At 30.6% G+C, this 24,396-nt stretch carries 22 protein-coding genes and 8 tRNA genes; 20 read left to right on the forward strand and 10 right to left on the reverse strand.

All coding sequences use genetic code 11. From position 1 onward, the window contains the following. Positions 1–44: 44 nt before the first annotated feature. The 19 genes from rpoC (at position 45) to F1564_RS01495 (ending at position 16,805) form a co-directional block, all read left to right on the forward strand. Positions 45–4,112, forward strand: coding sequence for a DNA-directed RNA polymerase subunit beta' (gene rpoC, locus F1564_RS01405; RefSeq protein WP_018450967.1), 4,068 nt, complete (start codon positions 45–47; stop codon positions 4,110–4,112). Positions 4,113–4,369: 257 nt separating this feature from the next. Next, complete coding sequence (gene gmk, locus F1564_RS01410; protein WP_018450966.1) at positions 4,370–4,915, forward strand: guanylate kinase; 546 nt, start codon at positions 4,370–4,372, stop codon at positions 4,913–4,915. 41 nt (positions 4,916–4,956) lie between these two features. Further along, positions 4,957–5,154 (forward strand): DNA-directed RNA polymerase subunit omega, encoded by a 198-nt coding sequence (locus F1564_RS01415; protein WP_018450965.1) that lies wholly within the window; start codon positions 4,957–4,959, stop codon positions 5,152–5,154. Between the two features lie 97 nt (positions 5,155–5,251). After that, positions 5,252–7,090 (forward strand): DNA primase, encoded by a 1,839-nt coding sequence (dnaG, locus tag F1564_RS01420; protein WP_018450964.1) that lies wholly within the window; start codon positions 5,252–5,254, stop codon positions 7,088–7,090. After that, complete coding sequence (gene rpoD / locus F1564_RS01425; RefSeq protein ID WP_018450963.1) at positions 7,083–8,261, forward strand: RNA polymerase sigma factor RpoD; 1,179 nt, start codon at positions 7,083–7,085, stop codon at positions 8,259–8,261. Before dnaG ends, rpoD begins: the two co-directional genes overlap by 8 nt. 127 nt (positions 8,262–8,388) lie before the next feature. Continuing rightward, positions 8,389–9,339, forward strand: coding sequence for a sigma factor-like helix-turn-helix DNA-binding protein (locus tag F1564_RS01430; RefSeq protein ID WP_018450962.1), 951 nt, complete (start codon positions 8,389–8,391; stop codon positions 9,337–9,339). Between the two features lie 238 nt (positions 9,340–9,577). Then, positions 9,578–10,390: a Nif3-like dinuclear metal center hexameric protein gene (locus tag F1564_RS01435; protein ID WP_040505644.1), complete on the forward strand. Its 813-nt coding sequence runs from the start codon at positions 9,578–9,580 to the stop codon at positions 10,388–10,390. A gap of 314 nt (positions 10,391–10,704) precedes the next feature. Next, complete coding sequence (locus F1564_RS01440) at positions 10,705–11,988, forward strand: NRAMP family divalent metal transporter (RefSeq protein ID WP_018450960.1); 1,284 nt, start codon at positions 10,705–10,707, stop codon at positions 11,986–11,988. Between the two features lie 616 nt (positions 11,989–12,604). After that, a tRNA-Leu gene (locus F1564_RS01445) sits at positions 12,605–12,692 on the forward strand. A 15-nt stretch (positions 12,693–12,707) separates the two neighbouring features. Then, positions 12,708–12,783: transfer RNA gene (locus tag F1564_RS01450), tRNA-Gly, on the forward strand. 6 nt (positions 12,784–12,789) lie between these two features. Then, positions 12,790–12,865: transfer RNA gene (locus F1564_RS01455), tRNA-Lys, on the forward strand. 15 nt (positions 12,866–12,880) lie between these two features. Then, positions 12,881–12,957: transfer RNA gene (locus F1564_RS01460), tRNA-Arg, on the forward strand. Positions 12,958–12,960: 3 nt separating this feature from the next. Beyond that, a tRNA-Ile gene (locus tag F1564_RS01465) sits at positions 12,961–13,037 on the forward strand. An 11-nt stretch (positions 13,038–13,048) separates the two neighbouring features. Next, positions 13,049–13,123: transfer RNA gene (locus tag F1564_RS01470), tRNA-Glu, on the forward strand. A gap of 80 nt (positions 13,124–13,203) precedes the next feature. Then, positions 13,204–13,290, forward strand: a tRNA-Ser gene (locus F1564_RS01475). Between the two features lie 4 nt (positions 13,291–13,294). After that, positions 13,295–13,370, forward strand: a tRNA-Phe gene (locus F1564_RS01480). An 813-nt stretch (positions 13,371–14,183) separates the two neighbouring features. After that, complete coding sequence (locus F1564_RS01485) at positions 14,184–14,402, forward strand: FeoA family protein (protein WP_018450959.1); 219 nt, start codon at positions 14,184–14,186, stop codon at positions 14,400–14,402. Next, positions 14,399–16,594 carry a ferrous iron transport protein B gene (gene feoB / locus F1564_RS01490; protein ID WP_018450958.1) on the forward strand — a complete coding sequence of 732 codons (2,196 nt, stop codon included), beginning with the start codon at positions 14,399–14,401 and terminating at the stop codon, positions 16,592–16,594. Before F1564_RS01485 ends, feoB begins: the two co-directional genes overlap by 4 nt. A 34-nt stretch (positions 16,595–16,628) precedes the next feature. Beyond that, complete coding sequence (locus F1564_RS01495; RefSeq protein WP_018450957.1) at positions 16,629–16,805, forward strand: FeoB-associated Cys-rich membrane protein; 177 nt, start codon at positions 16,629–16,631, stop codon at positions 16,803–16,805. A 440-nt stretch (positions 16,806–17,245) separates the two neighbouring features. On the opposite strand, the gene F1564_RS01500 is transcribed toward F1564_RS01495, so the two are convergent. The 10 genes from F1564_RS01500 to F1564_RS01540 form a co-directional block, all read right to left on the reverse strand. After that, positions 17,246–18,310 (reverse strand): tyrosine-type recombinase/integrase, encoded by a 1,065-nt coding sequence (locus F1564_RS01500; RefSeq protein WP_018450956.1) that lies wholly within the window; start codon positions 18,308–18,310, stop codon positions 17,246–17,248. A gap of 75 nt (positions 18,311–18,385) precedes the next feature. Beyond that, entirely contained in the window at positions 18,386–18,583 is a 198-nt protein-coding gene (locus F1564_RS01505; RefSeq protein ID WP_040505657.1) for a DUF739 family protein, read from the reverse strand. A 39-nt stretch (positions 18,584–18,622) separates the two neighbouring features. Continuing rightward, entirely contained in the window at positions 18,623–19,375 is a 753-nt protein-coding gene (locus F1564_RS01510; RefSeq protein WP_018450954.1) for a protein rep, read from the reverse strand. A gap of 538 nt (positions 19,376–19,913) precedes the next feature. Continuing rightward, the gene (locus F1564_RS01515) at positions 19,914–20,120 is read right to left on the reverse strand and encodes a hypothetical protein (protein ID WP_018450953.1); all 207 of its coding nucleotides are present in this window, start codon (positions 20,118–20,120) and stop codon (positions 19,914–19,916) included. Positions 20,121–20,128: 8 nt separating this feature from the next. Further along, positions 20,129–20,335 (reverse strand): hypothetical protein, encoded by a 207-nt coding sequence (locus tag F1564_RS01520; RefSeq protein WP_018450952.1) that lies wholly within the window; start codon positions 20,333–20,335, stop codon positions 20,129–20,131. 39 nt (positions 20,336–20,374) lie between these two features. Then, a complete protein-coding gene (locus tag F1564_RS10070) occupies positions 20,375–20,524 on the reverse strand; it encodes a hypothetical protein (protein WP_018450951.1) in 150 nt (49 codons plus the stop codon). Positions 20,525–20,602: 78 nt separating this feature from the next. Next, entirely contained in the window at positions 20,603–21,472 is an 870-nt protein-coding gene (locus tag F1564_RS01525) for a hypothetical protein (protein ID WP_018450950.1), read from the reverse strand. Further along, on the reverse strand, positions 21,453–21,701 hold the full coding sequence (locus F1564_RS01530; RefSeq protein WP_018450949.1) for a hypothetical protein: 249 nt from the start codon (positions 21,699–21,701) through the stop codon (positions 21,453–21,455). Before F1564_RS01530 ends, F1564_RS01525 begins: the two co-directional genes overlap by 20 nt. 14 nt (positions 21,702–21,715) lie before the next feature. Beyond that, positions 21,716–22,039 carry a hypothetical protein gene (locus F1564_RS01535; protein WP_018450948.1) on the reverse strand — a complete coding sequence of 108 codons (324 nt, stop codon included), beginning with the start codon at positions 22,037–22,039 and terminating at the stop codon, positions 21,716–21,718. 202 nt (positions 22,040–22,241) lie between these two features. After that, positions 22,242–22,445, reverse strand: coding sequence for a hypothetical protein (locus F1564_RS01540; protein ID WP_018450946.1), 204 nt, complete (start codon positions 22,443–22,445; stop codon positions 22,242–22,244). Positions 22,446–22,622: 177 nt separating this feature from the next. Between F1564_RS01540 and F1564_RS01545 the strand changes: the two genes are divergently transcribed. Beyond that, complete coding sequence (locus F1564_RS01545) at positions 22,623–23,354, forward strand: helix-turn-helix domain-containing protein (protein ID WP_018450945.1); 732 nt, start codon at positions 22,623–22,625, stop codon at positions 23,352–23,354. Positions 23,355–24,396 lie beyond the last annotated feature (1,042 nt).

The raw sequence follows: 24,396 nt of genomic DNA on the forward strand, positions 1-24,396 counted from the left end.
TTTCAAAAAAAGTGGAATTAAAGAATAGAGGAGGCTCTTAACGAATGAGTATAAGAGATTTTGACAGTATTCAAATAAAGTTGGCATCGCCAGAAAAGATTTTGGAATGGTCGTATGGTGAGATTACGAAAGCCGAAACAATAAATTATAGAACATTAAAGCCTGAAATGGACGGATTATTCTGTGAGAGAATATTTGGGCCGTCTAAGGACTATGAATGTGCCTGCGGGAAGTATAAGAGAATGCGTTACAAAGGCATGGTTTGTGAAAAATGTGGTGTTGAAGTGACAACTTCAAAAGTTAGACGTGAAAGAATGGGACATATTAAACTGGCTACACCGATTGCACATATTTGGTATTCTAAAGGTACGCCCAACAAAATGAGTCTTTTGTTGGGAATTAGCACAAAAGAATTGGAATCAGTTTTGTATTTTTCAAGATATATTGTAACTGATCCTGGAGAAACTGGGCTTGAAAAAGGTCAAATTTTGACAGAAAGAGAATATAAATTGCATGAAAGTCAATTTAAAGGTGAGTTTACAGCAAAAATGGGTGCTGAAGGAGTTTTAACTTTACTTGAGGAAATTGATTTACATGAATTGGAAAGTAAACTTCAAAATGAGATGGATGTGGAACATTCTACACAAAAAAGAAGAAAAGTTATAAAAAGATTAAAAGTAGTAAGAGATTTGATAGAAGCTGGAAATAGACCTGAATGGATGATTTTAACTGTGTTGCCAGTTATTCCAGCTGATTTAAGACCGATGGTTCAATTAGATGGTGGAAGATTTGCTACTTCTGACTTGAATGATTTGTATAGAAGAGTAATTAATAGAAATATCAGGCTTAAAAAATTGATGTCAATTAAAGCTCCTGAGATTGTAATAAAAAATGAAAAGAGAATGTTGCAGGAAGCTGTAGATGCGTTAATTGATAATGGTAGACGTGGAAAACCTGTTGTTAATCAAAGCAACAGGGAATTGAAATCACTTTCTGATATGTTAAAAGGGAAACAAGGACGTTTTAGACAAAATTTATTGGGAAAACGTGTGGATTATTCAGGAAGGTCGGTTATTGTCGTTGGACCAAGCTTGAAAATGAATCAATGTGGATTGCCTAAAAAGATGGCACTTGAACTGTATAAGCCATTCTTGATGAGAGAACTTGTAAAAAGAGAATTGGCTTCAAATATTAAAGTTGCTAAGAAAATGGTAGAAGAAGAAGATGAAAATGTATGGGAATTGATTGAAGAAATTATTAAAAATCACCCTGTGCTTCTAAATCGTGCTCCAACGTTGCATAGACTTTCGATTCAGGCATTTGAGCCAATCTTGATAGAAGGAAAGGCAATAAGACTTCATCCGCTTGTATGTTCTGCATTTAATGCGGATTTCGATGGTGACCAAATGGCAGTTCACTTAGTATTATCTCAAGAAGCGCAAATGGAAGCAAAATTACTTATGCTTGCTACAAATAATATTATAGCTCCTTCCAATGGTGGACCGATAGCCGTTCCGTCACAAGATATGGTAATGGGATGTTATTATATGACGAAAGAGAAAAAAGGTTCAAAAGGAGAAGGAAAGGTATTTTCTAGCAGAAATCAGTTAATTACTGCTTATCAAAGCGGAAAAATATCAGTTCATGCTGTAGTAAAAGTTAGAGTGGAAAATAGTATTCTTGAAACAACACCAGGAAGATTAATGTTTAACTTAATCTTGCCAAAAGAAGTTAGAAATTATGGAATTACATTTGGTAAAAAAGAATTGAAAAATCTAATTGCTGAACTTTATAAGAGATATGGATTTGAAAAAACTTCAAAGTTACTGGATGATATTAAAGAATTTGGGTATCATTATGGTACACTTGCTGGAATTACAGTTGGAATTGAAGATTTGAAAATTCCTGAAACTAAAAAAGAAATACTTGAAAATGCTGAAAAAGATGTAGCAGAAGTTGAAAAACAATATAAAGATGGAGAAATTATTAACGAAGAAAGATACAGAAAAACAGTGGGTATCTGGGCAGAAGCTACTGAAAGAGTTACAAAAGATATGATGGACAATCTTGATGAATTTAATCCAGTATATATGATGGCAAACTCTGGAGCCAGAGGGTCAATCGCACAAATGCGTCAATTAGGTGGAATGCGTGGACTTATGGCGGATACGCAAGGTAGAATTATTGAAATGCCAATTAAAGCGAACTTTAGAGAGGGGCTTAATATTTTGGAATTCTTTATGTCTTCGCATGGAGCCAGAAAGGGACTTGCCGATACTGCACTAAGAACCGCGGATTCAGGATATTTGACAAGAAGGCTAGTTGATATTTCACACGAAGTTATTGTAAATCATGATGACTGCGGATGTGAACACGGAATTGTCGTATCAGACTTGATGGATGCTGGGCAAGTTATTGAAAAATTAAGTGAAAGAATTTATGGAAGAAATTTGGCAACAGATTTGGTTCATAATGGAGAAGTTATTGCGACTAGAAATACTTTGATTGATGATGAATTGATTAAAAAGATTGAAGAATTGGATATTCGTGAAGTGGAAATCAGAACACCTTTGACTTGTAAATTGGAAAAGGGAGTTTGTAAAAAATGTTACGGATTGGATCTTTCTAACCACAAGGAAATTTTGAAAGGGGAGGCAGTAGGAGTTATTGCGGCACAGTCAATCGGAGAACCTGGTACACAGCTTACAATGCGTACTTTCCATACTGGAGGAGTTGCCACAGCAGCTTCTGTTCAATCTGATTATAAAGCAGATGTTTCTGGGAAAATTAAATTTAGAGATATTTCTACCCTTGTAAATGAAGAAGGAAAGGAAATTGTTGTTTCTCAAAATGGACGTTTGATAATAGGAAAACATAGATATGAAATTCAATCTGGTTCAGTTTTACATGTAAAAGATGGAGACACAGTTGAAAAAGGACAAGTCCTAGTTGAATTTGACCCTTATCAAACACCGATTATTACATCTGAAGAAGGTAAAGTGGAATTTAGAGATATTTATGTGAGAGAAAATATTGACATAAAATATGGAGTTACTGAAAAAGTGGCAATAAAACCTGTGGAAAGTAGCGATGTAAACCCTAGAATTATAATTTATACAAAAGATGACAGAAGAGTGGAATATGCAGTTCCTTATGGGGCATATTTAATGGTAAATGAAGGAGAAATAGTTAAAAAAGGGCAAACTATTACAAAAATCTTGAAAACAGGAGAAGGAAATAAGGATATTACTGGAGGACTTCCTCGTGTTCAGGAATTGTTTGAAGCGAGAAATCCTAAAGGAAAAGCTATTTTATCAGAATTTGCAGGACGTGTTGTATTCTCAGATAAAAAGAAAAAAGGTATGAGATTAATCCTAATTGAAGATCCTGAAACTGGGGAATTAATTCAAGAATATACAGTTCCTGTGGGGGAACATCTGGTTGTAACTAATGAAATGTTAATCGAAAAAGGTGCTAAAATTACAGATGGACCAGTTTCACCTCATGATATCTTAAAAATTAAAGGGCTTGTAGAAGCACAGCAATTTATTTTAGAATCGGTGCAACAAGTTTATCGTGAACAAGGGGTTGCAGTTAATGATAAGCATATTGAAATAATAGTAAAACAAATGTTCCAAAAAATTAAGATTAAAGAAGCTGGAGATTCGCTATTCCTTGAAGATGAATTGATTGATAAGAAAATTGTGGAACGTGAAAATGAAATATTGATTTCAAAAGGAAAACGTCCAGCAACTTATGAGCCTGTAATACAAGGTATTACAAAAGCTGCAGTAAATACAGAAAGTTTCATTTCAGCATCATCATTCCAGGAAACAACAAAAGTTCTTGCAAATGCTGCAGTTGAAGGAAAAACAGACAGACTTGAAGGACTTAAGGAAAATGTAATCATTGGTAAGAAAATACCGGGAGGTACTGGTTTTAGAGATTATAAATATTTGGATGCAACTTTGAAAAGTGATATCGTAGAAGATTCTGAAGTAGAAATGGAAGCTAATACGAATGAAGGAAATGAAGAAGTTGAGGCAGTTTCAGATGTTTTAGAAAATGAAACAGTAGAATTCGTAGAAAATACAGAAGAAACAGAAGTTTAGAAAAATTCTAAATTAAGTGACTGATACATTCGCTACCTTTGTAAAGTAAATTATAAAAAATTTCATAAACTTAGGGTTTGAATAAAATAGTCATAGTTTTTAAGTTTGATTTTAAATCGGCTTTACTATAAAAATTGTTTACAAAGTAAAGTAATTTGTCAGTTTGAAACTTAGAAAAGAAAAAATAAATTTAATGAATAGGGGAATTTGTAAATATGAATTTCCCCTTATTCACTTAAAATAAAGGTGGTTTTTTAATGAAAGGAAAACTATTTATCATCTCGGGGCCTTCAGGCTCAGGAAAATCAACAGTCACAAAATTAGTAAAAGATAGATTAAATATCCCATTATCAATATCAGCTACAACTCGTAAGCCAAGAAATGGAGAAATCGACGGAAAAGATTACTTTTTTTTAACTAAGGAAACCTTTGAACAAAAAATAAAAAATGATGAATTTTATGAATATGCAAATGTTCATGGCAATTATTACGGAACGTTAAAGGAAGTTGTGGAAAGCAACTTGAATAAAGGGCTAAATGTAATTTTAGAGATTGATGTTCAAGGTGCATTAATTGCGAAGGAAAAGAAAAGAGATGCTATTTTAGTGTTTTTTCGTACAAAGGATATGGAAACGCTTGAAAAAAGGCTTCGTAATAGAAATACTGATACAGAGGAAGTTATTCAGACACGTTTAAAAAATGCACTAAAAGAGCTGGAGTATGAAAAAGAGTATGATCATACAATAATAAATAATGATATTGAAGAATCTTGCCAAAAATTAATAAATATCATTAATTCGTAAAGTTAATATAAATTCTAAAATAATAGGAGAAATTATAAAAAATGAAAAAAGAAAAAATAACAATAGATGAATTATTGACTAAAGTATCTAATAAATATGAACTTGCAATTATTTCAGGAAAAATTGCAAAAAAAGAATTTGCTAAAGGAAAATCAAAATCAGAAATAATGGATGAAGTTTTTAAGGACATTATGGAAGACGAAGTAGTAATTATTAGAGAAAAGAATGAAGAAAATTAAAAAAATTTATTTAAAAAGTATTGACTATTTAGAAAAATAAATTATACTAATAGTGTAAGTATTTTTTAGTGACTGTTTTGCGGAGGAATGAAGAATAATGTTTTACAGTAAAAAAGAAATACAAAAGTTAATTGACAATCTGGACATTGTTCAAGTGATTGGTGAATATGTTAATTTGAAAAAGGCAGGTTCAGATTATAAGGGGCTATCTCCGTTTAAGGAGGAAAAGACCCCTTCCTTTACAGTCAGTCCAGTAAAAAATATTTTTAAAGATTTTAGTACTCAAATTGGTGGAAGTGTAATTTCATTTTATATGAAAATTAATGACATTGGATTTATTCAGGCGGTTGAGGAATTGTCACAAAAGTATAATATTCCGCTAAAAAAAAATAGGGGATATGAGATAGTTAATCAGGAAATTGAGAAAAAAAAGGCTGTAAATAAGGAATATTTTGAAATAATGAAGGAAGCTCAGATATTTTTTAGGGAAAATATCGAGAAGTATGATGAAGCATTGGAATATATGAAGGAGCGGGATTTTTCGCTGGATGAAATAAATAAGTTTGGAATCGGATTTGCTTCTAGCTCACGGGATGAGTTATTTCGATATTTACTAAAAAAGGATTTTCCAGAACAGAAAATAATGGAACTGGGACTTGTCAAAAGAAATGAAAATGGAGAAATCTATGATAGTTTCAGAAATAGAATAATTTTTCCAATTTATAATGCAGATGCCCAAATTGTTGGATTTGGAGGACGGATAATTGAGAAAAATACTAACTTGCCTAAATATCTAAATTCTCCAGATTCGCCTATTTTTAAAAAAGGAAATGAACTTTTTGGAATAAAGTACCGAGGGGAAAATATTAGAAAAAAAGGTTTTGCGATGCTAATGGAAGGTTATCTCGATGTGCTGACAGCTCAGAAAAATGGGTTTGAAAATGCGGTAGCAAGTCTTGGAACGGCATTTACCGAAGAGCAGGGAGAGCTTTTGAAAAGATATACGGATAAGGTATTGATTTCATACGATAATGATGAAGCAGGGAAAAATGCAATTGTAAAAGCTGGATATATTTTGAAAAAATATGATTTTGATGTAAAGTGCCTAGTTATGGATGGAAGTGAGAAGGATCCTGACGAGTTTTTGAGAAAAAATGGGAAAAGGGCTTTTATTGAAGTTGTAAAAAAATCGGAAGAAATTTTTGACTTTTTGACAAAGGAAGTTTCAAAGGATTTGGATTTAAATAATATAAATGGTGAGAAAAAGTTTATTGAAAGATTAAAGCCATTTTTTTCAAATATTACGAATAATCTTAGTAAAAATCTATATTTACAGCGATTGTCAGTCAATTTTGGAATTAACGACTTTGTATTGGAAGAATCGCTAAAAAATATATCAGGTGAAACTTCACAAAGAAAAAAAAGAAAAGATTACGGAAATCAAAAAGTTCAATATAAAAAGTTAAAAGAAGACTTGAATATTGCATTGGAAGAACAGACACTTATGTACATTTTGGAATTTTACGATTCTGAAAGGAAAAGATGCGAAGAATTGTTAAATAAGGAATTTAGCCATTCTTTGTTTAATGAGCTAATAAAAAAACTAAAACTTGTAAATTTTGATATAGTACAGCTTGATAAAAATGACATTAGCGAAGAAAGCAGAGAAGTTGTAACACAATTAAAATTACGGGCAGATAAGGATATTAAGTACAAGGATAGCTATTTTAAAGATAGATATTTTATGGAAGTTTATTCTGGATGGTTTGAGCGTGAAATAAGAGAGGAAAGTAAAAAGTCAGAAGAAGAAAATAATAAAATAAAAAAAATTGAGTTAAGAAAATTGTTGTTAAAAATAAAAAATATTAATAAAATTGATGAAATAAAGAAATTATATGATGAATTTATATTGATAAGGAGACTGGGTTATGTCTGATAAAAAACAAAATTTAAAAAATAGTCTCGCAAATTTTATAAAACAGGCACGAGAGCAAAAAGTTGTAAGTTACGAAGAAATAAATTCTGTTTTGTCTATCGGATTTTCAACTGAAAAAATTGATCAGTTAATAAAAAAACTGACTGATGACGGTGTTCAAATTGTAGATACGATAAAGGAAAAGGAAGATTTGTTAAAAGTTCCTGAATCTATGGAAGATATTGAAAAAATGGAATTAACAGATTTTGAAGATTCGCATGATGAGTTTGTAGAGAGTGAAATTGATGATTCGGAAGTGGATAAATTGTTGCAGACAGATCTATTGAAAATGGCTGAAAGTATGGATGTGGATGAGCCGATAAAGATGTATTTAAGAGAAATCGGGCAAATTCCGTTACTTAGCTATGAAGAGGAAATTGATTATGCTCAAAGAGTTTTAAATGGGGAAGAAGAAGCTAAACAAAAATTAATTGAATCAAATTTAAGACTTGTTGTCAGTATTGCAAAAAAGCACACAAATCGTGGCTTAAAAATGCTGGATTTAATTCAAGAGGGGAATATGGGTCTTATGAAAGCTGTAGAAAAATTTGAATATGAGAAGGGATTCAAATTTTCAACTTATGCAACTTGGTGGATTAGACAGGCTATAACACGTGCAATTGCTGATCAGGGAAGAACAATAAGAATACCTGTTCATATGATTGAAACGATTAATAAAATTAAAAAGGAAAGCAGAATAATTCTTCAGGAAACTGGAAAAGAGCCGACTGCGGAAGAATTGGCTGAAAAACTTGAATTACCTGTTGAAAAAGTAAAAAGTATTCTTGAAATGAATCAAGATCCAATCTCGCTGGAAACTCCAGTTGGAAGTGAAGAAGATAGCGAACTGGGAGATTTTGTAGAAGATGACAAATTTGCAAATCCTTATGATGCGACAACAAGAGTCCTTTTAAAGGAACAGCTTGATGATGTGCTGAAAACATTAAACGAGCGGGAAGAGATGGTACTTAGATATAGATATGGACTGGATGATGGTTCCCAGAAGACTTTGGAGGAAGTTGGAAAAATATTTAATGTAACAAGAGAACGTATCAGACAGATTGAGGTAAAAGCATTAAGAAAGTTAAGACATCCGAGCAGAAGAAAAAAACTGGAAGATTATAGGAGCTAAAATTATTATTTAGCTCCTTTTAGATATTCAGTATAAATAATTTAGCAGGGTATTAAATAGCTAAAGTGTAATTTCATCGGTTTTTATGTCATAAAATAAATAAAAAATAAAATAAGGGGAGAAGTAAATGTTAGCCAAAATTTTTGAAGATATTAGGAAGAAGGGAAGTTTTAGTTTTGAAAAAATCATTGAGAATTATACAATGAGTGATGATGAATTTTTTGAATTTCTAAAATTTGTTCATCTGGAAAATATCCCTGAAGTTAGAAATTCAACTGATGGAAGTGATTTTATTGTGTTAGAGGATGAAAATGTTTTTATTGCGGAAAAAGACATTATAAAATCATATTTAGAAAATATAAAGGAAAAATATGAAGAATTTGAGAAAAAGAGCGAGAGTGAAAAGGAAAATGAGGAATTAATTGATAAATATCTGAAAATTGCTGTAAAGGAAAGCCTGCTTTATTCAAAATATGGATTTTCATTTTTGGATACGGTTCAGGAGGCTACGCTTGGAATTATGTCAGGGCTGAATTATTATAGTCAAATTACAGAAATTACAAAAGATCCTGAATTTTTTATAAAAAATTTTGCTGTAAGATATATTTTGGAATTTCAAAAGGAATTGTTAAAAGATATTAAATCTTCAGAATTATCATATATTTTGTATTTGAAAGTAAAAATGGATAAAAGTATGGGACTTTCAATGAAGGAAATAAGCAGGCAAATGAATGTTTCAACAGAATATATTGAACAGCTGGAAATGTTATTTGATGAGGCTGAGCCTGAAGAATTAATGGAAAATACACAAATATTTGAAAAAGCGGATAAAATCACACAAATGTATATTTTAGAAAATATTCCGAAAAAATTAAATTATTTGGATGAGCAAATTTTGGTTATGACTTATGGGCTTGATGATAAAGTTTATACAGAAAAGGAAATTGCAAAGTCATTAAATATTGCAAGACATAACGTGAAAATTTTAAAGGAGAAGGCACTTAATAAACTTTCCATTGATATGATGAGGAATGATTTTGTCGAAAATAGCGAAGAGGCAAATTATACAGTAAATTAATAGAATTTTTAGAAATTGGGATTCTGAAGCAAGGAGATTTGGTTTCTCGTAAAAATATAGCAAAACTCATCTAAAACCGAACTCAAAAGCTATGATTATTTACTTAAGCCCTAAGTTTATATGATTTTTAATAGTTCGATTTTGGATGGGTTAGAGTATAAAATGAAAATACTTGACGCAAAAAGGTTGAGAAGATAGGAAAATTATAAAATAAAAAACAATGAAAGGAAATAAAATTATGAAGTTATGGCAAATAATGGGAGAACTGCAGACAATTTTCAGTCCGAAAATAGCGGAAGATTGGGATAATGTTGGGTTTCTTGTGGGAGATAACACCAGAGAAATAAACAAGGTCTTATTTTGTTTGGATGTGACGGAGAAGGCTGTGCAAAAGGCTGTGGATAACAATGTGGATTTGATAATTTCACATCATCCAGTTATTTTTTCAGGATTGAAGAAAATTACAAACGAAACTGTGCATGGGAGAAAAATTTTAAAATTAATAGAAAATAAAATAGCAGTTTATTCAATTCATACAAATTCAGATTTTGCAATAAATGGACTAAATGATTTTATAATGGATAAATTGAATTTAGATGGTGAAAAAATAATTTTTAATGAACATGAATTTGAAGATTATAATCCAATAAAAAATAAAATGGAGCATGTTCGTGGCGGACTTGCCAGAATTAAAATATTAAATGAAAAAATGAAACTTGGGGATTTAATAGAAAGAATAAAGGATTCACTTGGGATAAGCTATGTGAGATATGTTGGGAATAAAAATTCTTATGTGAGAAAAATTGGTCTTGTTACAGGTGGTGGAAGTTCATTTATGTATGAAGTCGCTAATAGAATAGATGTGTTTCTTACTGGGGATTTGAGATACCATGAAGCTTTGGATGCTTTGGAGGAAGGGCGTATTTTAGTTGATATTGGGCATTTTGAAAGTGAGTATTTATTTGTGGATATGATGGAACAGGAAATGGGAAAATTCTTTAGAGGGGAAATGATACGGCATTTTGAAGATGAAGTATTTAAGTTGGGATAAAATTATTTTAAAAAAAATAAAAAGAAGTCTAAAAATATACTAAAATTAGTTAAAAAAATTTTGAATATTTAAGACAAAGTGCTATAATACCTATATAATTTCAAAAATTTGGTAATCAAAATATACTTAAACTTGGGAAAATTTAGAAAATTTTCATTTAATTTAATAGAGAAGTCTAGGACTTCTATAAGTGAGATTAGTTGGATTAATAAGAATTATACGAATTTAAAGTTTAAAGAGTATGATTAACCTTTAAGTCTTAGAGGAATTTACTGTAGTTTTTGAAACAAATAATAGAGAAGGAAGGTATTTTTATGACAAATATAGCAAAGACTAAAGCAGGCTGGTATAGCAAATTTAAAGCCTTTGGGCCTGGTATTCTTATGGCTTCGGCGGCTATTGGGGGTTCTCATATTGTGGCATCTACACAAGCGGGTGCATTATACGGATGGCAATTGGCAATTATTGTAATTTTAGTAAATATTTTTAAATATCCGTTTTTCCGTTTTGGAACTCAATATACCTTGGAAAGAAAAAAAACATTAATTGAAGGTTATGGGGAAAAAGGAAAGATTTATTTATGGGTATTTTTCATTATGAATATATTTTCAGCAATTATTAACATTGCAGCAGTAGGTATTTTGACAGCTGCAATTTTAGCAAATATCTTAAAATTGACAGTTTTACCTAGCCTTACACCTGCAGCAATGGCCTCAATGATCAATATGCTTACTACAATTGTTCTCGTGGGCTCACTTGCAATGATGATATTTGGAGGTTATAAACTTTTAGACAGTTCATCGAAATTTATTGTTGTTTCATTAACAGTAGCGACAGTTATTGCGGTTGTTATAGCAATGTTTAAACATCATCCTATGGCACCAAATTTTGTAGCTCCATCTCCATGGAAATTAAAGGCATTGCCATTTATTATATCATTGATGGGATGGATGCCTGCACCAATTGAAATTTCAGCAATTAATTCGATGTGGACTGTTGAAAAGCAGCAAGAAATGAAAGTGCCTCGTAAAATCGCGATGCTTGACTTTAATGTAGGTTATTATGTTACAACAATATTAGCCTTTGTGTTTTTAGCACTTGGGGCATTGATTCAATATGGTACAGGAACTGCGATTAAAGGAGCAAGTGCAGCTTATATTACTCAATTTATAAAAATGTATTCAAGTGTAATTGGAAACTGGTCGGGACTTCTTATTGCCTTTATTGCCTTTATGTGTATTTTTGGTACGACAATTACAGTTGTGGATGGTTATTCACGTGCAAATGCTGAATGTTTACGTTTAATTCGTAAGCAAAAGGAAGTAACAACTGCAGATTTCAATATATGGATGATCGTAACTGTAATTTTAGCAATGATTATAGTATTTTTCTTTGCTGGAAATGTAGCTGCAATGATGAATTTTGCAATGATATTTTCATTTGTTTCAGCCCCTGTTTATTCTTACCTTAATTTTTCACTTGTTAAGGATAACAGCAAATTGCCAGTTTGGCTATGGTTTTTGTCAGTTGCGGGAATCGTATATTTATCAGGATTTACAATATTTTTCCTTGTTTATTTATCAGGAATTTTAAAATAAAAATATTATAATTTTTAAATCGGGAAAATCCCGATTTTTTTATTATTGACTTTAGTCAGTTAAGTATGCAAAGCGTGCAAAACACAAAACCACCCGCTATGCAGATGCAGAAACGTAAATTTTCAAAAAAATAGTTCAAGGTACCATTAATTAAAGAAACCCAATTTATTTGCATCTGGCAATTTATTCAGAAGAGTTTATATGGAGCTATGAGTTCGATAGTATATAATAATAAAGAAGAAAAGGGCAACGTTTAAAATTAATTGAGAGAGGAAAAAGCTCTTCTTAAAGCACAAATTTTAAAAATTCAGATAGCACAAGAACTTGGGATAAGTTACTGGAGAAAATGAAAAAGAAAGGACAGGATATGACAGGAATAACAGAAAAGAAAGTAAATAGAAAAGTGGATAAATAATTATCCTAGAAAACTTTTTAATGGAAAAGATTCAAATGCAATATATGAAATTCAATTAAAATAATATATTTCATAAAAAGTAATATTTACACTTGCAATTTCCTTTCTTGAAAAAATTTTAAAAAAAGTGTTGACAATATTACTTAAATATGATATACTAAACAGGTGCTTGTGAGTAGGTAAAAAATACAAGTTACTAATGCCTTGGTGGCGAAATCGGTAGACGCACAGGACTTAAAATCCTGTGGGAATTTATCCCGTGCCGGTTCAAGTCCGGCCCGAGGCACCATAAAAATCATATTATGCGGGAGTAGCTCAGTTGGTAGAGCGTCAGCCTTCCAAGCTGAATGTCGCGAGTTCGACCCTCGTCTCCCGCTCCAAAATATGAGCCATTAGCTCAGTCGGTAGAGCACTTGACTTTTAATCAAGGTGTCACTGGTTCGATCCCAGTATGGCTCACCATTTAAATAACCATATGTGCCTGTAGCTCAGTTGGATAGAGCAACGGCCTTCTAAGCCGTGGGCCAGGAGTTCGAATCTCTTCAGGCACGCCATATGGATCCATAGCTCAGCTGGTTAGAGCACTCGGCTCATAACCGAGCGGTCGCTGGTTCAAGTCCAGCTGGATCCACCATTTAAATTTATGCGGCCTTCGTCTAGTGGTTAGGACTCCAGGTTTTCATCCTGGCAACAGGGGTTCGATCCCCCTAGGCCGTACCATTTATTCTTTTAGAACCATAATTTGAAATTGTGGTATTTTTTTTAAAAAGTTTATGGTGTTAATGTTTTAATAGAGTTGTGGGTGGATGTCCGAACGGCTAAGGGACCGGTCTTGAAAACCGGCGAAATCGCAAGATGTCTGGGTTCGAATCCCAGTTCACCCGCCATTATGCCCAGATAGCTCAGTCGGTAGAGCAAGGGACTGAAAATCCCTGTGTCCGTGGTTCGATTCCGCGTCTGGGCACCATTAGAATAGTTAAAAATGTGATATATAGTGCAAATCAGTGTTTATGCTGAATTGCACTTTTTTCTTTTATTTATGGTACTTTGCAGTTTTATCCTGTCTTAATCTGTTTCTATTTATTTCAATACATTAAAAATTTATTGGCAACTTACTGGCAACTATTTTAATAGACTAATTTATTTATAACATTTCTTTGTTCTTTAGATAAATACTTATCATCATTCAAAAATTTTTTTATACTTCCTTTCTTCTGTTAAATAAGCGATTTCCTTTGCCTGAGAGTGCTCTTAATAATAAAGAAAATACTTTCGGGTTTTAACTTTTTATTTTTTCACACTTAAAAATAATAAATAAAATTATTATTGTTTAATTTGGTTTCAAAAAAAGTCTTTTTTCATAATTTTGATTGCCATAATTTAGAATATGAAAATTAGGCCGTTTTAATTTTCTAGAATTTAAATAATAAGATAAATCTTTTGATTGGAAAAAATAATTCTAGCTTTTTTAGAAAAAGTTTTTAAGGACTTGCTTGAGGTAGATTTGATATTCAGGAAAGGAGAATATATTAGATACACTTGTAACTTACTTTAAATCTTTTTTATTTAGAAAAAACTTGCATTATTTTCTAAAAAGGTATAAAATTAGTTTGGTAATTAAAATATTCGATTTTCATAGTATTTGATACAATTTTGAAATTATTATAAAGTGCTTTAATATATAGGAAGTTTTTATATTAGTTTGTATATATAAATGTTTTTTGAAAATCGAGAATAAATAATATCACATAAGATATAAAACGAGAGGAGATGATCTGACATGACATTAATAGAGGGAAAAGTCGGAGAAAAATTTTTATTAAAGGACATTGATGAAAGAAAATTGGACACACGATTATTGAGTTTAGGAGTCTGTAGAGGAGATGCATGTACAATTGAAAATATTGCAAATGGAAATGTTCTTATAAAGACAGTTGAAACTAAAATTGTGATTAGTACAAATTTAGCAAATCATATTAAAATTGAGGTGGTAAAATGATAAATGTGGCATTTGTCGGGAATCCTAATGTAGGAAAGACCGCCTTAATTAATCAAATTTCACATGCGAGTCTAAAAATGGGAAACTGGCCAGGGGTAACAATTGAAAAAAAAGAAGTCTTTTTTAAAGTTGAGGATGAAGATGTAAAATTAATTGATTTGCCAGGAATTTATAATTTATCAATAAGTACAGCTGAAGAAAGAGTTTCAAGAGATTTTTTGCTAGACGAAAAAGTTGATGTGATAATTAATGTTCTAGATTCCACATCACTTGAAAAAAATATTTATTTAACAGCTTTGTTAAAGGAACTTGATATTCCAGTTGTGATGGCACTCAACTTTGAAGATGAATTTAAAAGAATTGGTTATGAATTAGATGTGGAAAAATTTGAAAAGCAATTGGGAGTTCCTGTTGTTTTCACAAGTGGAAGATCTGGAGCTGGAGTAGACAAACTTATGGAAAAAGCTGTAGAACTTTACAAAAAAAATTCTTCAGATAAAAAAATACAACATAGATTGCCATTTGAAAAAGAAATCGAAGATAATATTAAAAGTTTAAAGGATAAATTGGAAAATGATAAATCTTATGAAAAAGTTTTGAAAAAATATCCAGTAGAATGGCTTGCAATTAAAATTTTAGAAGATGATTCTAATGTAGAAGCAAGAGTAAAATCTGAATTTGGAGTAAGTCTTTCAAGTATGGGAGAATCTGAAAAGAGAAATATTGAGAATCGTTATGGAATTGAACCTCAAGATGCCTTGGCAAGGGAAAGATATGGAATAGTGCGTGGTATTATTTCAATGAATCTAAAAAGAGGTACAGGAGATAAATTTGCCTTAACCGATAAAATTGATAAGATTCTTTTAAATAAATTTTTTGGTGGAATAGCATTTCTTGCTATAATTTATGCCGTTTTTGTAATCGTGTTTGATGGAAGTTCGCCGTTTATCGACTGGATTGATGGTTTTTTTAGTGATTTTGTCATAAAATATGTGGGTCACGCTATTGAAGGAGTGCCAGATTGGCTAAGCAGCTTTATACTTGATGGAATTTTGGCTGGTGTAGGTTCAGTATTGACATTCGTTCCACTTATGTTCTTTATTTACTTCTTTATGGCAATACTTGAAGAAAGTGGATATATGGCTCGTGTTGCATTTATTTTAAACAAAATGATGACAAAAGTTGGACTTTCAGGAAAAGCATTTATTCCGATGCTGATCGGATTTGGATGTACAGTTCCTGCAATTTATTCAACAAGAACATTGGAAGATGAGAAAACAAGAAGATTGACAGGAGTTATCGCAACATTTATGTCGTGTGGAGCAAGACTGCCAGTTTATTCATTACTCGCAGCAGCATTTTTTAGTAAACATGCAGCTATAGTTGTAGTATCAATTTATGTTTTTGGTGTTTTTATGGCTCTTTTAGTAGCTTTTGTCTTAAAAAGATTTAAATATTTTAAGGGAAACAATACAGAGTTACTTATAGAATTACCGCCATATAGACTTCCAGGTGCAAAAGCCGTTTGGCATAATATGAAATCAAGAACTTTTTCTTATATAAAAAAAGCAACTACAATAGTTTTAGGAATATTGTTAATTATTTGGTTCTTCCAATATTTCCCAAATAAAGGAGATGCTCAAAATTCATACATAGGTCAAGCAGCAAAAGTTGTTCAGCCTGTATTCAAACCAACTGGTTTTGGTGACAGATGGGAACCTGTGGCTTCTATTGTGCCAAGTATCATCGCAAAAGAAACAGTAGTTGGATTTTTAGGACAAATCTTGTTATCTCAAGGAGATGATGAGAAAAAAGAATATAATTTTATGTCAGATTTGAAGGATCAAGTAGTTGGATTGGGAGGAGCTGCAGTAGATTCAATAAAATCATTAGGGCATATTGCAACATTTAAAATTTCAACATTAGAAATGAAAAGTCAGGAGGAGCTTGACCAGGATGCAGGCGGAAATATCATTCCAGCAATTAGAAGTTTGTGGAATGACAAATATGGTCAACTGAGAGCATATTCATTTATGTTGTATGTCCTTCTAGTAGTGCCATGTGCCGTAGCAATGGGAGCTTTAAAACAAGAATTTGGATGGAAATTATTAGTATTTCAAGTGTCAATGCTATTAATCCTGCCTTATGTAGTATCAACCTTATTCTTCAATATTGCAAGGCTATTTATATAAATATAAAGTAAAATTTTGAAAGGAAGTGCAAAAAATGATAATAAAAACAGTTATCATCGCTATAATTGCAGCTGCAATCGTATTTACAGTATTTAGAAAGATATACAAGGACTACAAAAAAAATAAAAATTTTTGTGGAACAGACTGCTGCCATTGTTCAGGTGGTTCAACTTGCAGTTCACATAAAAAAGTAGAAAATCATGTTAAGTAGTAAAAATGATTCAAAAGTTATAAAATAAAAAAGTCCTAGTAATATTTAATCTTATGACTTATGATTTTATATACATAGGGCTTAATTACATTTTTATAATCTCTATTATACAAACAAAAAACAAAGTAAATAAAAATTTTATTATAAGAATATTGCTGTATAATATTATTCGACCAATAGAAAAAGTGAAAACTTTTTTCTTCAAAACTCCTTTTTAAATATGCTATCACAAGGGTAGCATATTTTTTTTGCCAATTTTTTACAAAGCAAGGTAATACAGTACCAAAAAGGTATTCAGTTACCTTTTTCATTTTTTAATATTTTTTATTTATTTGTGATTTTTCATAAAAAGGTACTCATTTACCTTGTCGGTTAGACCACGGTTAGACCAAAAAAATGACGACTTCAAAATATCAATTTTATTGATTCAATTAATGGTTTTAATTTACATCATTCAAAAATTTGATATTGTCCATTGATACAGTCAACTCCTCAATGTCTGATTGAATATAATATTCATTTGTAGTGTTTATGTCCTCGTGTCCTAGTATATCAGTAATTACAACGCTATTTATTTTCTGATTGTTCATAAAGGTTGCCAATGTTTTTCTACAATCGTGTGGCTTATGGCTCATTTCTAAGGCTTCTAGTGTTTTATAAAACTTTTCCCTGAAATAATTTACACGTATAGGCTTATTTTCCTTTTTCTTTTTCTCAAATATCCATTTTTTATTATATAACAAATATTCCGTTGGACTGCTTTCGTATAGCCCTTTTACCAACTGAAATATATCTTTGTGTATAGGTATCTGCCTATGCTTTCCTTTTTCTGTCTTGTTTCCACCGTTTATTATTCTACGTAACAAGTCAATATTCTCTTTTTTTAGGTCTGCAAGTTCTCCTATTCTCATACCTGTGTAAATCATAATTAGAATATAGTCCACCCACTGTATGCTGATGTTATTCCACAGTTTTTGAATCTCGTAGCCTGTAAACACGTTCTTTTGCCTTTTACTGCTTTCCTTTGGCAATCTTATAAACTTTGCTCTGTTCACTGTCATTATCTCAAGTTCCATAGCATAATTGGATAATACTGTTAAAAAGTTCTTTGTGATTTTCTTTGTTGCTACACTGCAAGTAAGATTATTTAGTGTATCTTGCATTTGTGGGCCTTTTATTTCCCTGAATACCAAAGTATGCAACGGCTCACATCTCTTAAAACTATTTTCATATCCCTTTATGGTGCTTTGGGCAACCAATCCTTTCTGATTTTCAATAAACAGCCTATACAAGCCTTTAAACGTCATCGTACTGTTTTCTAAATCATAGGGATTGTATAAATATTCATTCAGAACTTCCATTGCCTGTTTCCTTGTCTCATAATATCCCAGCGATTTCTGTTTTCCTGTTCTCCAGTCCGTTACTCTTACACGGTAGGGATTTTTCTTATTCGTTGTTACTTTTGATATGCTCCCCTGCCCATTTGCATTTTTTATTCTTTTCATTTCTTCCACCAATCCAAAAATCTAGCTAATAGGCACTACTCTGCCCTATAATTTTAATACCGTTTTTTACAATAGTCAAAAAAATATTTCAATAAGTTCATTGTTAGATAATTCCAATAACTCTTTTAACTGGTATATTTCCGACTGTGTAAAATAATTTTTTCCGTTTATTTTTTTATTAAGTCCGCTTTCCGATATTCTTAATTCCTTAGCTAATTTCTGGTAATTCAATTTTTTATCCTTTATCTTGAGCTTTAATACGTCGTATGCCATTCTCTTTGCTCTCAAGTTCAATTAAATCACCCCGTTTTGTTATTTGAATATCCCTGAAGTAGTAAACAGCCTTTTTCTGTCGTTTATCATTTCAAAAAAGGCCCGAATTTCCATATCATCAAGTTTCATTATTCTTTTTTTCCTTGCTACTGTGATGTATCTTAATACTTTTTCTATGTCCTCATCTGTATCTTTTATTATTTTTACATCAATAGCATTTGTGATTGCTTCTTTTTTCCATTTTTTCCAGGTCTTTTCCAATTTTTCTATTTCTTTTTTTCTAATCCAATATTTCTTAAAGTCCTCTCTAACTCCCAGCAACAAATGAATATGTGGCAAAAGCCTTTTAGAATACTTGTTATAGGATATTTCAACTATCTTTACATAGCCCAGCATTATTGCCTGTATGCTCCTTTTCCTTATGATTTTAGCCACTATATCATTATTTTCTCCTACTTCCTTGCTTAATTTTGATAAATCGTTTATTTCTCTGCCGTTAAATGTCATTAGGATATATCGGATTCCATTTTGTTCATTGATTTTTTCCTTTAATTTTAGATATGTCTTGTATTTTCTGTTCTCCCTGCATAAAGGACAAGTTTGACGCTTACACCTTGTAACATAGTTTATTTCTCCTGTTCCAAATAAAAGTTCATTGTTTATGCAATCAAGCGTTTCATTAATTTCACTCGCTTTCCTGTATTCCTCTATGATTTCCAATATCTCTATTATCCTATCTGTTTCTTTTTCTGTGTATCTATATCGCTTAGGATAATTTCCCCTTTTCTCCATTAATTTCACTTCCTTACCCAAATGTTAAATTCGGCGTGCATTATCCCTCTCTTTTTTCTATAATTATTTTCCCTTGTGTATGTCTGTATATAATCAATAAATTATCATTGCTTTTCTTTGAAATATATAGATTATTTTGTATTCTAAGCCTTTATTTATGCTATCTAGATTATATCTTTGAATGAAAAATGATTAAAAATGTAAAATTCAATCCCACATTACTATATAAAGAAAAGAAAATAATTTTTTGTTCATTCAAAATCACGTAATTTTTTTAACCTTGTATTAATCTTACATTTTTGGTTGTTATGGTATCTAACTTTACATTTCTATTTCCTGTTTTTTACTTCAAAAATGTATAATTTGTTATGGTATTTAATATTACATTTTTATTCTTTTATCATTTAAAGATTAGGGCCTAAAATTTTGATTGTCTTAACTGCTGTGATATGGTATAATTGATATATAAAAATACACCAAAATAATTATGATTGCTTGTTATAACACTCCCCCTTTTGTGAAATAACAGGCATTTTTTTTATTTCTTATTCTTTTTATTTGGCTTAAAAACTTGGGTAGTGTTCCCATAGTTCACTTTGCCACATTTCTTGCATTTTGTAACATAATATACACAACTGTTTTCTATTCCAAATAAGAATGTTCCGCAATGCTTACAATATACTGATTTCATATTTTCTCCTTTTGCTGTTATTAAGACTTTTCTTAATATATCTATTTTATCCATTCTATCCCTTAATTGTATGCTAACGCTGTTATCTTTATACCAAGATTCATTAATTCATATATTGATGTTAAATGTCGTTCATATAGCTTATAATCGTCTATTTCCTTATCTAATTTCTTTATCACGCTTTCTATATCCTCGTTATAATTTTTATGTTTCTGTATCTTTTGAATATTTTTTCTAACATTAGGCATTTTCTTTTCGTATTTTCCCATTACTTTTCTCCTCTAACTTTTATAGTTTTGTAATTTTTTTCATTTTTTTACACAACTTTTTATGGTTTTGTAATTTTTGTTTGTTGGTATTCCTAACTTAATTAATAATTTTTCCATTTCTTCCAAGCTTAATTGTTTAAATGCTTTGATTATCGCCTTTGCTCTTTCGCCACTGTTTGCTTTCTCCATTTTTAAATTTCTCCTATTTTTTCAAATTTAAAGCCTAAAATTACAATTATCTTGAAAAATTAGGCTATTTTTTTATAATTAATATCCTATTTTCCACACAGGCCCATTATCTACGTTTTCAATTCTCTGCAATGCTTTTAACAGCACCTTAGCCTTGATTTCCGTTCTGTCCTTTACTTCCTGATACATAAGTACAAAAGGTATATTTTCTGCCATACATTCGTTTATAACAGCCGCCATAATCAATTCTACCTGCTGTAATATTCCTAATTGTCCTTGCGTCAATTCGTCTCTTTTGATTCCTTTAGGTATTCCAGCAATGTTCCGTGCCAAGTTTGAATAATGAATATAATATATTCTCTGCTTCTCTTTTCTTACTTTCCCATACTCCAGCAATGCCTTTAGATTCAATGTTTCAATGTTCCTTGTTACTTTGCTTAATTCCCTTGCCTGTAGCCTTGCAAGCTCCTCTAATTGCCTGTTTTGATTTTCTAAATAGTCTATATACTCAATCACGGCTTTTCTTACAAATTTACTTTCCCTCATTAAAACTTGTTTGGCTTGTGGCAATCCAAGTATGTACATCAGTTGCTTTCTATTCCATTGGTCAATATATTCACTTTCTATAATCGAGGTCGAGGAAATTTTTCCTTTACCTATTTTTTCATTTAACAGTAATAATTTTTGCTGTGAGGTCTCCAAAATATTTTGGACACCTAAGTTTTCACTAAGGTAATTTTTAAGCCCTGTTATTTCTTCAGAAAATTCATTTTTTATGATACTGATTAATGTATCGTGTCTTAATTCAATAAATTTCCCTCTTTTAATTTCTGATTCCGTTAATGTCCCAGCCTTTGCCTTTTCTTCATATTCCTTTTCTCTAAGTTCATTGATTTTCTTTAATAAATCCCTACTTGTTATCATTTCTTTATTTTCCATTAATTCCATTTCCTATCTCCTCCATTTCCATTCTTGCCACTTGCTTTCCTAATTTAAAAAAAGTTTTTTGTGTTTCTACAAGTAAATCAGCAAAAAAATTACTCGCCTCTCTACTGCTTTTAAGTTCTTTCATTACAATATCCATTTTTCTTTTACAACGTATCTCAAGTTCTATATCTGCCCATTCAAGTATTGCTTCTTCCATACTTTTTTTCGCTTTCTCTTTCATTTCTTCCATTTAATCCACACTCCTTAATTTGATTTATTCAATATTTCTTTTATCGTTTTTTCTTCCTCTGTAAATACATCAATTACAACTATGCTTTCACGTATAACATTTTCAATATCCATATTACTGATGTTTTCCTTGTATGTTTTTTGTATATCTTCATTGATTGTTATTTCTTCCCTTGCTACCTGTATAACTGTAAACAGTTCAATTAATTTTTCTTTTACTTTTTCATTCTTAACAAGTTTTAGGCTTTCACGTTCTGCATACCTTTCTTTTTGCCATATTTCTTCCCTTATTTCGTCTGCCTTGTCGCCTAATATTTCTTCTCTTATTTTCTTTTCCATTTGCACCACTCTTCTATTTAAATATTTTCTTGATTCTGTTAATGATTTTATTTTGTTCCTTTTCCCTTGCCTTGTCGCTGTTTTTGTTTACCATTCCTATGGCTTCAAATTTGTGTTTCATTTCTTACCTCTCCTATCCTTTTTTTTTAATATTACTCGGCTAAAATTTCAGCCCATCTCAACTCAAATTTGAATTGAGTACCTACTTGTTTATAAAGATTTCTACTACTTCATCATTGGTTAAATTTAAGATTTTTTTGATTTTGGCTATTTCCCTTGAATTAAATGGAATTTTCCCATTAATTTTATTGTTAAAGCTAGAAACATTTGATTTTATTTTTTTGGAAAAATCCCTATAATTAAAATCATATTCCCTTAATTTAGCTTTCAATTTGTTTGATTTCATTATTTATCCCTCCTATAATTTATTACCTATCACTTATATCGGTAATGTTATAGGTTATTTATATCACATAGTTTTATAAAAGTCAAACAAAATTTTGCTTTTTTAAAAAATTATGATATATTACTTATGTAATACATAGGTTACTTTTGTATAAAATTATTGGATTGGAGTAGAAAAATGAATAATATAGCAAGGATAATTAAGGCATTAATGGAAATTCATAATTTAACACAAGTTGATTTTGCTGTAAAAAGTGATGTCCCACTGCCAACAGTTAGAAAATATTTACGTTCTGAATTTAACCCAACTAAAAAGAATATTGAAAAAATAGAAAAACATTTTGAACTAGAATTAAAAAAAATACTTGAAATTAATTTTGATAATCTTGACGAAATAGAAGAAGTAGAATTTTTTTATAAAAAACGCTTAGAAAAAGAAAATGCTATTTATCAAGAATTATATCAACTTGAAAATTTAATGATAGATAATTATAATGGAATAAATTCGCAGTACGAAAAAGATAATGGAACAAATTTTTTTGAAGATTTACTAATAGCTGGCGACGAAGTGGAAAAATTAAAAAATACGCTCGAACTTTTAAAAAAACTTTCTAGCGACAACAAAAATTTTTTAAAAAAAGATAATCAATCACTTGAAAAGCCTAACAAAAAAAACTTTGACGATTTTAAAACAAGTGATAAAATTTTAATAGATTTATTGAAATGTTTAGATTTTGATATACAAGTTATCGAAAAAACACGAAAATTTATAATAAAAAAAGAAAAATCAACTTATAAAATGGATTCTATGCTTTTTGAAAATATATTAATGTTACTAAAAAAAGATGTATCGGATAATTTTTTGAAATACTTAAAAATTTTAGATATTGAAATTAAAGACACCGATTAATCAAACAGCAAAACTTCTGCCATCTCAAAACGACTGAACGAATTGTGCACCCATAATTAAATGACTGGGTAAATCGCCTACCCATAGTTAAAGGACTAGGCGAATTGTCTACCCCTATTGAACGGATTATTAAGGGAGTCCGTTAAAATGACCCCCTTTGAAGTGCATAGATAAAATCTACTGTGTTATCTTGTTAGCCAGTATATAAAATTTATATATCAGATAACGGGCTATGTTAAACTTAGGTCGTGAATAATCATTGAATACAGCCAATAGGGATAAACTCCCCTTTGGTTGTTTTTATTTCTCCGTTTGTGGGGAAAAGTCAATAAACAATATATTTTGCTGTTTGCCCTCGCCCTTATGGCGAACGTGATTTTATTCCAGTTATTTTTTGAATCACTGTCTGTGATTCAGAATTATACCGTCAATTTCCCTTATAACTTTTTCTAGTATAAATAAGTGATAACCCTGATATGGAAATTTTTTGTACCGTGAATTGATTACTTGTGAAATACAACCTTGTATAAGCGAAATACAAGCCTATACACGCTCTTTATTTCATTTCTTGATATTTCCAAGTACAACTTATCTATACACAAGTTATGATTGTAAACTTACCGATATTTAAATTTACATTTGGGCCTATTCCTTAAATCCGGATAAGCACGTTAAGATTAAAAAATAAAACATTTTTTTAATGTTAATAGAAATTAAATTGTTGGCTTTTGTTAAGTTTTTATATCCGTACTGCATAAATCTAACTTAGGGAGTTTTTTTATACCCTAATTCAAATTTAGTGTTTCCTAAAATTATTTTTACAATGAATCAGCAAGTTAAGATTATTTCAAATTTTAGTATTTTTTAGTAATTTATATTTTCTATTTCTCAATTTATTCATAAGACGTTCACAGACGAACGTAGAGTGGGTATCACGTTCGATAAATTAAATTTTGGTATTAATCTATGGATAGAGCATAAATCTCTCTTAAATCGCTTAATTTCCATTAAAAAACTATTTTTATTTTTTAATTATAACGTG

This window comes from Leptotrichia shahii (assembly GCF_008327825.1).
In the GTDB taxonomy this organism is placed as follows: Bacteria; Fusobacteriota; Fusobacteriia; order Fusobacteriales; family Leptotrichiaceae; genus Leptotrichia; species Leptotrichia shahii.

Coding starts and splice junctions, on each gene's coding strand:
- F1564_RS01430 (WP_018450962.1), top strand. CDS start 8,389: ATGTTAGCCAAAATTTTTGAAGATATTAGGAAGAAGGGAAGTTTTAGT.
- F1564_RS10070 (WP_018450951.1), bottom strand. CDS start 20,524: ATGGAGAAAGCAAACAGTGGCGAAAGAGCAAAGGCGATAATCAAAGCA.
- F1564_RS01540 (WP_018450946.1), bottom strand. CDS start 22,445: ATGAAATCAAACAAATTGAAAGCTAAATTAAGGGAATATGATTTTAAT.
- F1564_RS01500 (WP_018450956.1), bottom strand. CDS start 18,310: ATGAAAAGAATAAAAAATGCAAATGGGCAGGGGAGCATATCAAAAGTA.
- F1564_RS01495 (WP_018450957.1), top strand. CDS start 16,629: ATGATAATAAAAACAGTTATCATCGCTATAATTGCAGCTGCAATCGTA.
- F1564_RS01520 (WP_018450952.1), bottom strand. CDS start 20,335: ATGGGAAAATACGAAAAGAAAATGCCTAATGTTAGAAAAAATATTCAA.
- F1564_RS01515 (WP_018450953.1), bottom strand. CDS start 20,120: ATGGATAAAATAGATATATTAAGAAAAGTCTTAATAACAGCAAAAGGA.
- F1564_RS01545 (WP_018450945.1), top strand. CDS start 22,623: ATGAATAATATAGCAAGGATAATTAAGGCATTAATGGAAATTCATAAT.
- F1564_RS01440 (WP_018450960.1), top strand. CDS start 10,705: ATGACAAATATAGCAAAGACTAAAGCAGGCTGGTATAGCAAATTTAAA.
- F1564_RS01530 (WP_018450949.1), bottom strand. CDS start 21,701: ATGGAAGAAATGAAAGAGAAAGCGAAAAAAAGTATGGAAGAAGCAATA.
- rpoC (WP_018450967.1), top strand. CDS start 45: ATGAGTATAAGAGATTTTGACAGTATTCAAATAAAGTTGGCATCGCCA.
- F1564_RS01435 (WP_040505644.1), top strand. CDS start 9,578: ATGAAGTTATGGCAAATAATGGGAGAACTGCAGACAATTTTCAGTCCG.
- F1564_RS01415 (WP_018450965.1), top strand. CDS start 4,957: ATGAAAAAAGAAAAAATAACAATAGATGAATTATTGACTAAAGTATCT.
- gmk (WP_018450966.1), top strand. CDS start 4,370: ATGAAAGGAAAACTATTTATCATCTCGGGGCCTTCAGGCTCAGGAAAA.
- F1564_RS01510 (WP_018450954.1), bottom strand. CDS start 19,375: ATGGAGAAAAGGGGAAATTATCCTAAGCGATATAGATACACAGAAAAA.
- F1564_RS01525 (WP_018450950.1), bottom strand. CDS start 21,472: ATGGAATTAATGGAAAATAAAGAAATGATAACAAGTAGGGATTTATTA.
- F1564_RS01485 (WP_018450959.1), top strand. CDS start 14,184: ATGACATTAATAGAGGGAAAAGTCGGAGAAAAATTTTTATTAAAGGAC.
- feoB (WP_018450958.1), top strand. CDS start 14,399: ATGATAAATGTGGCATTTGTCGGGAATCCTAATGTAGGAAAGACCGCC.
- F1564_RS01505 (WP_040505657.1), bottom strand. CDS start 18,583: ATGGCATACGACGTATTAAAGCTCAAGATAAAGGATAAAAAATTGAAT.
- rpoD (WP_018450963.1), top strand. CDS start 7,083: ATGTCTGATAAAAAACAAAATTTAAAAAATAGTCTCGCAAATTTTATA.
- F1564_RS01535 (WP_018450948.1), bottom strand. CDS start 22,039: ATGGAAAAGAAAATAAGAGAAGAAATATTAGGCGACAAGGCAGACGAA.
- dnaG (WP_018450964.1), top strand. CDS start 5,252: ATGTTTTACAGTAAAAAAGAAATACAAAAGTTAATTGACAATCTGGAC.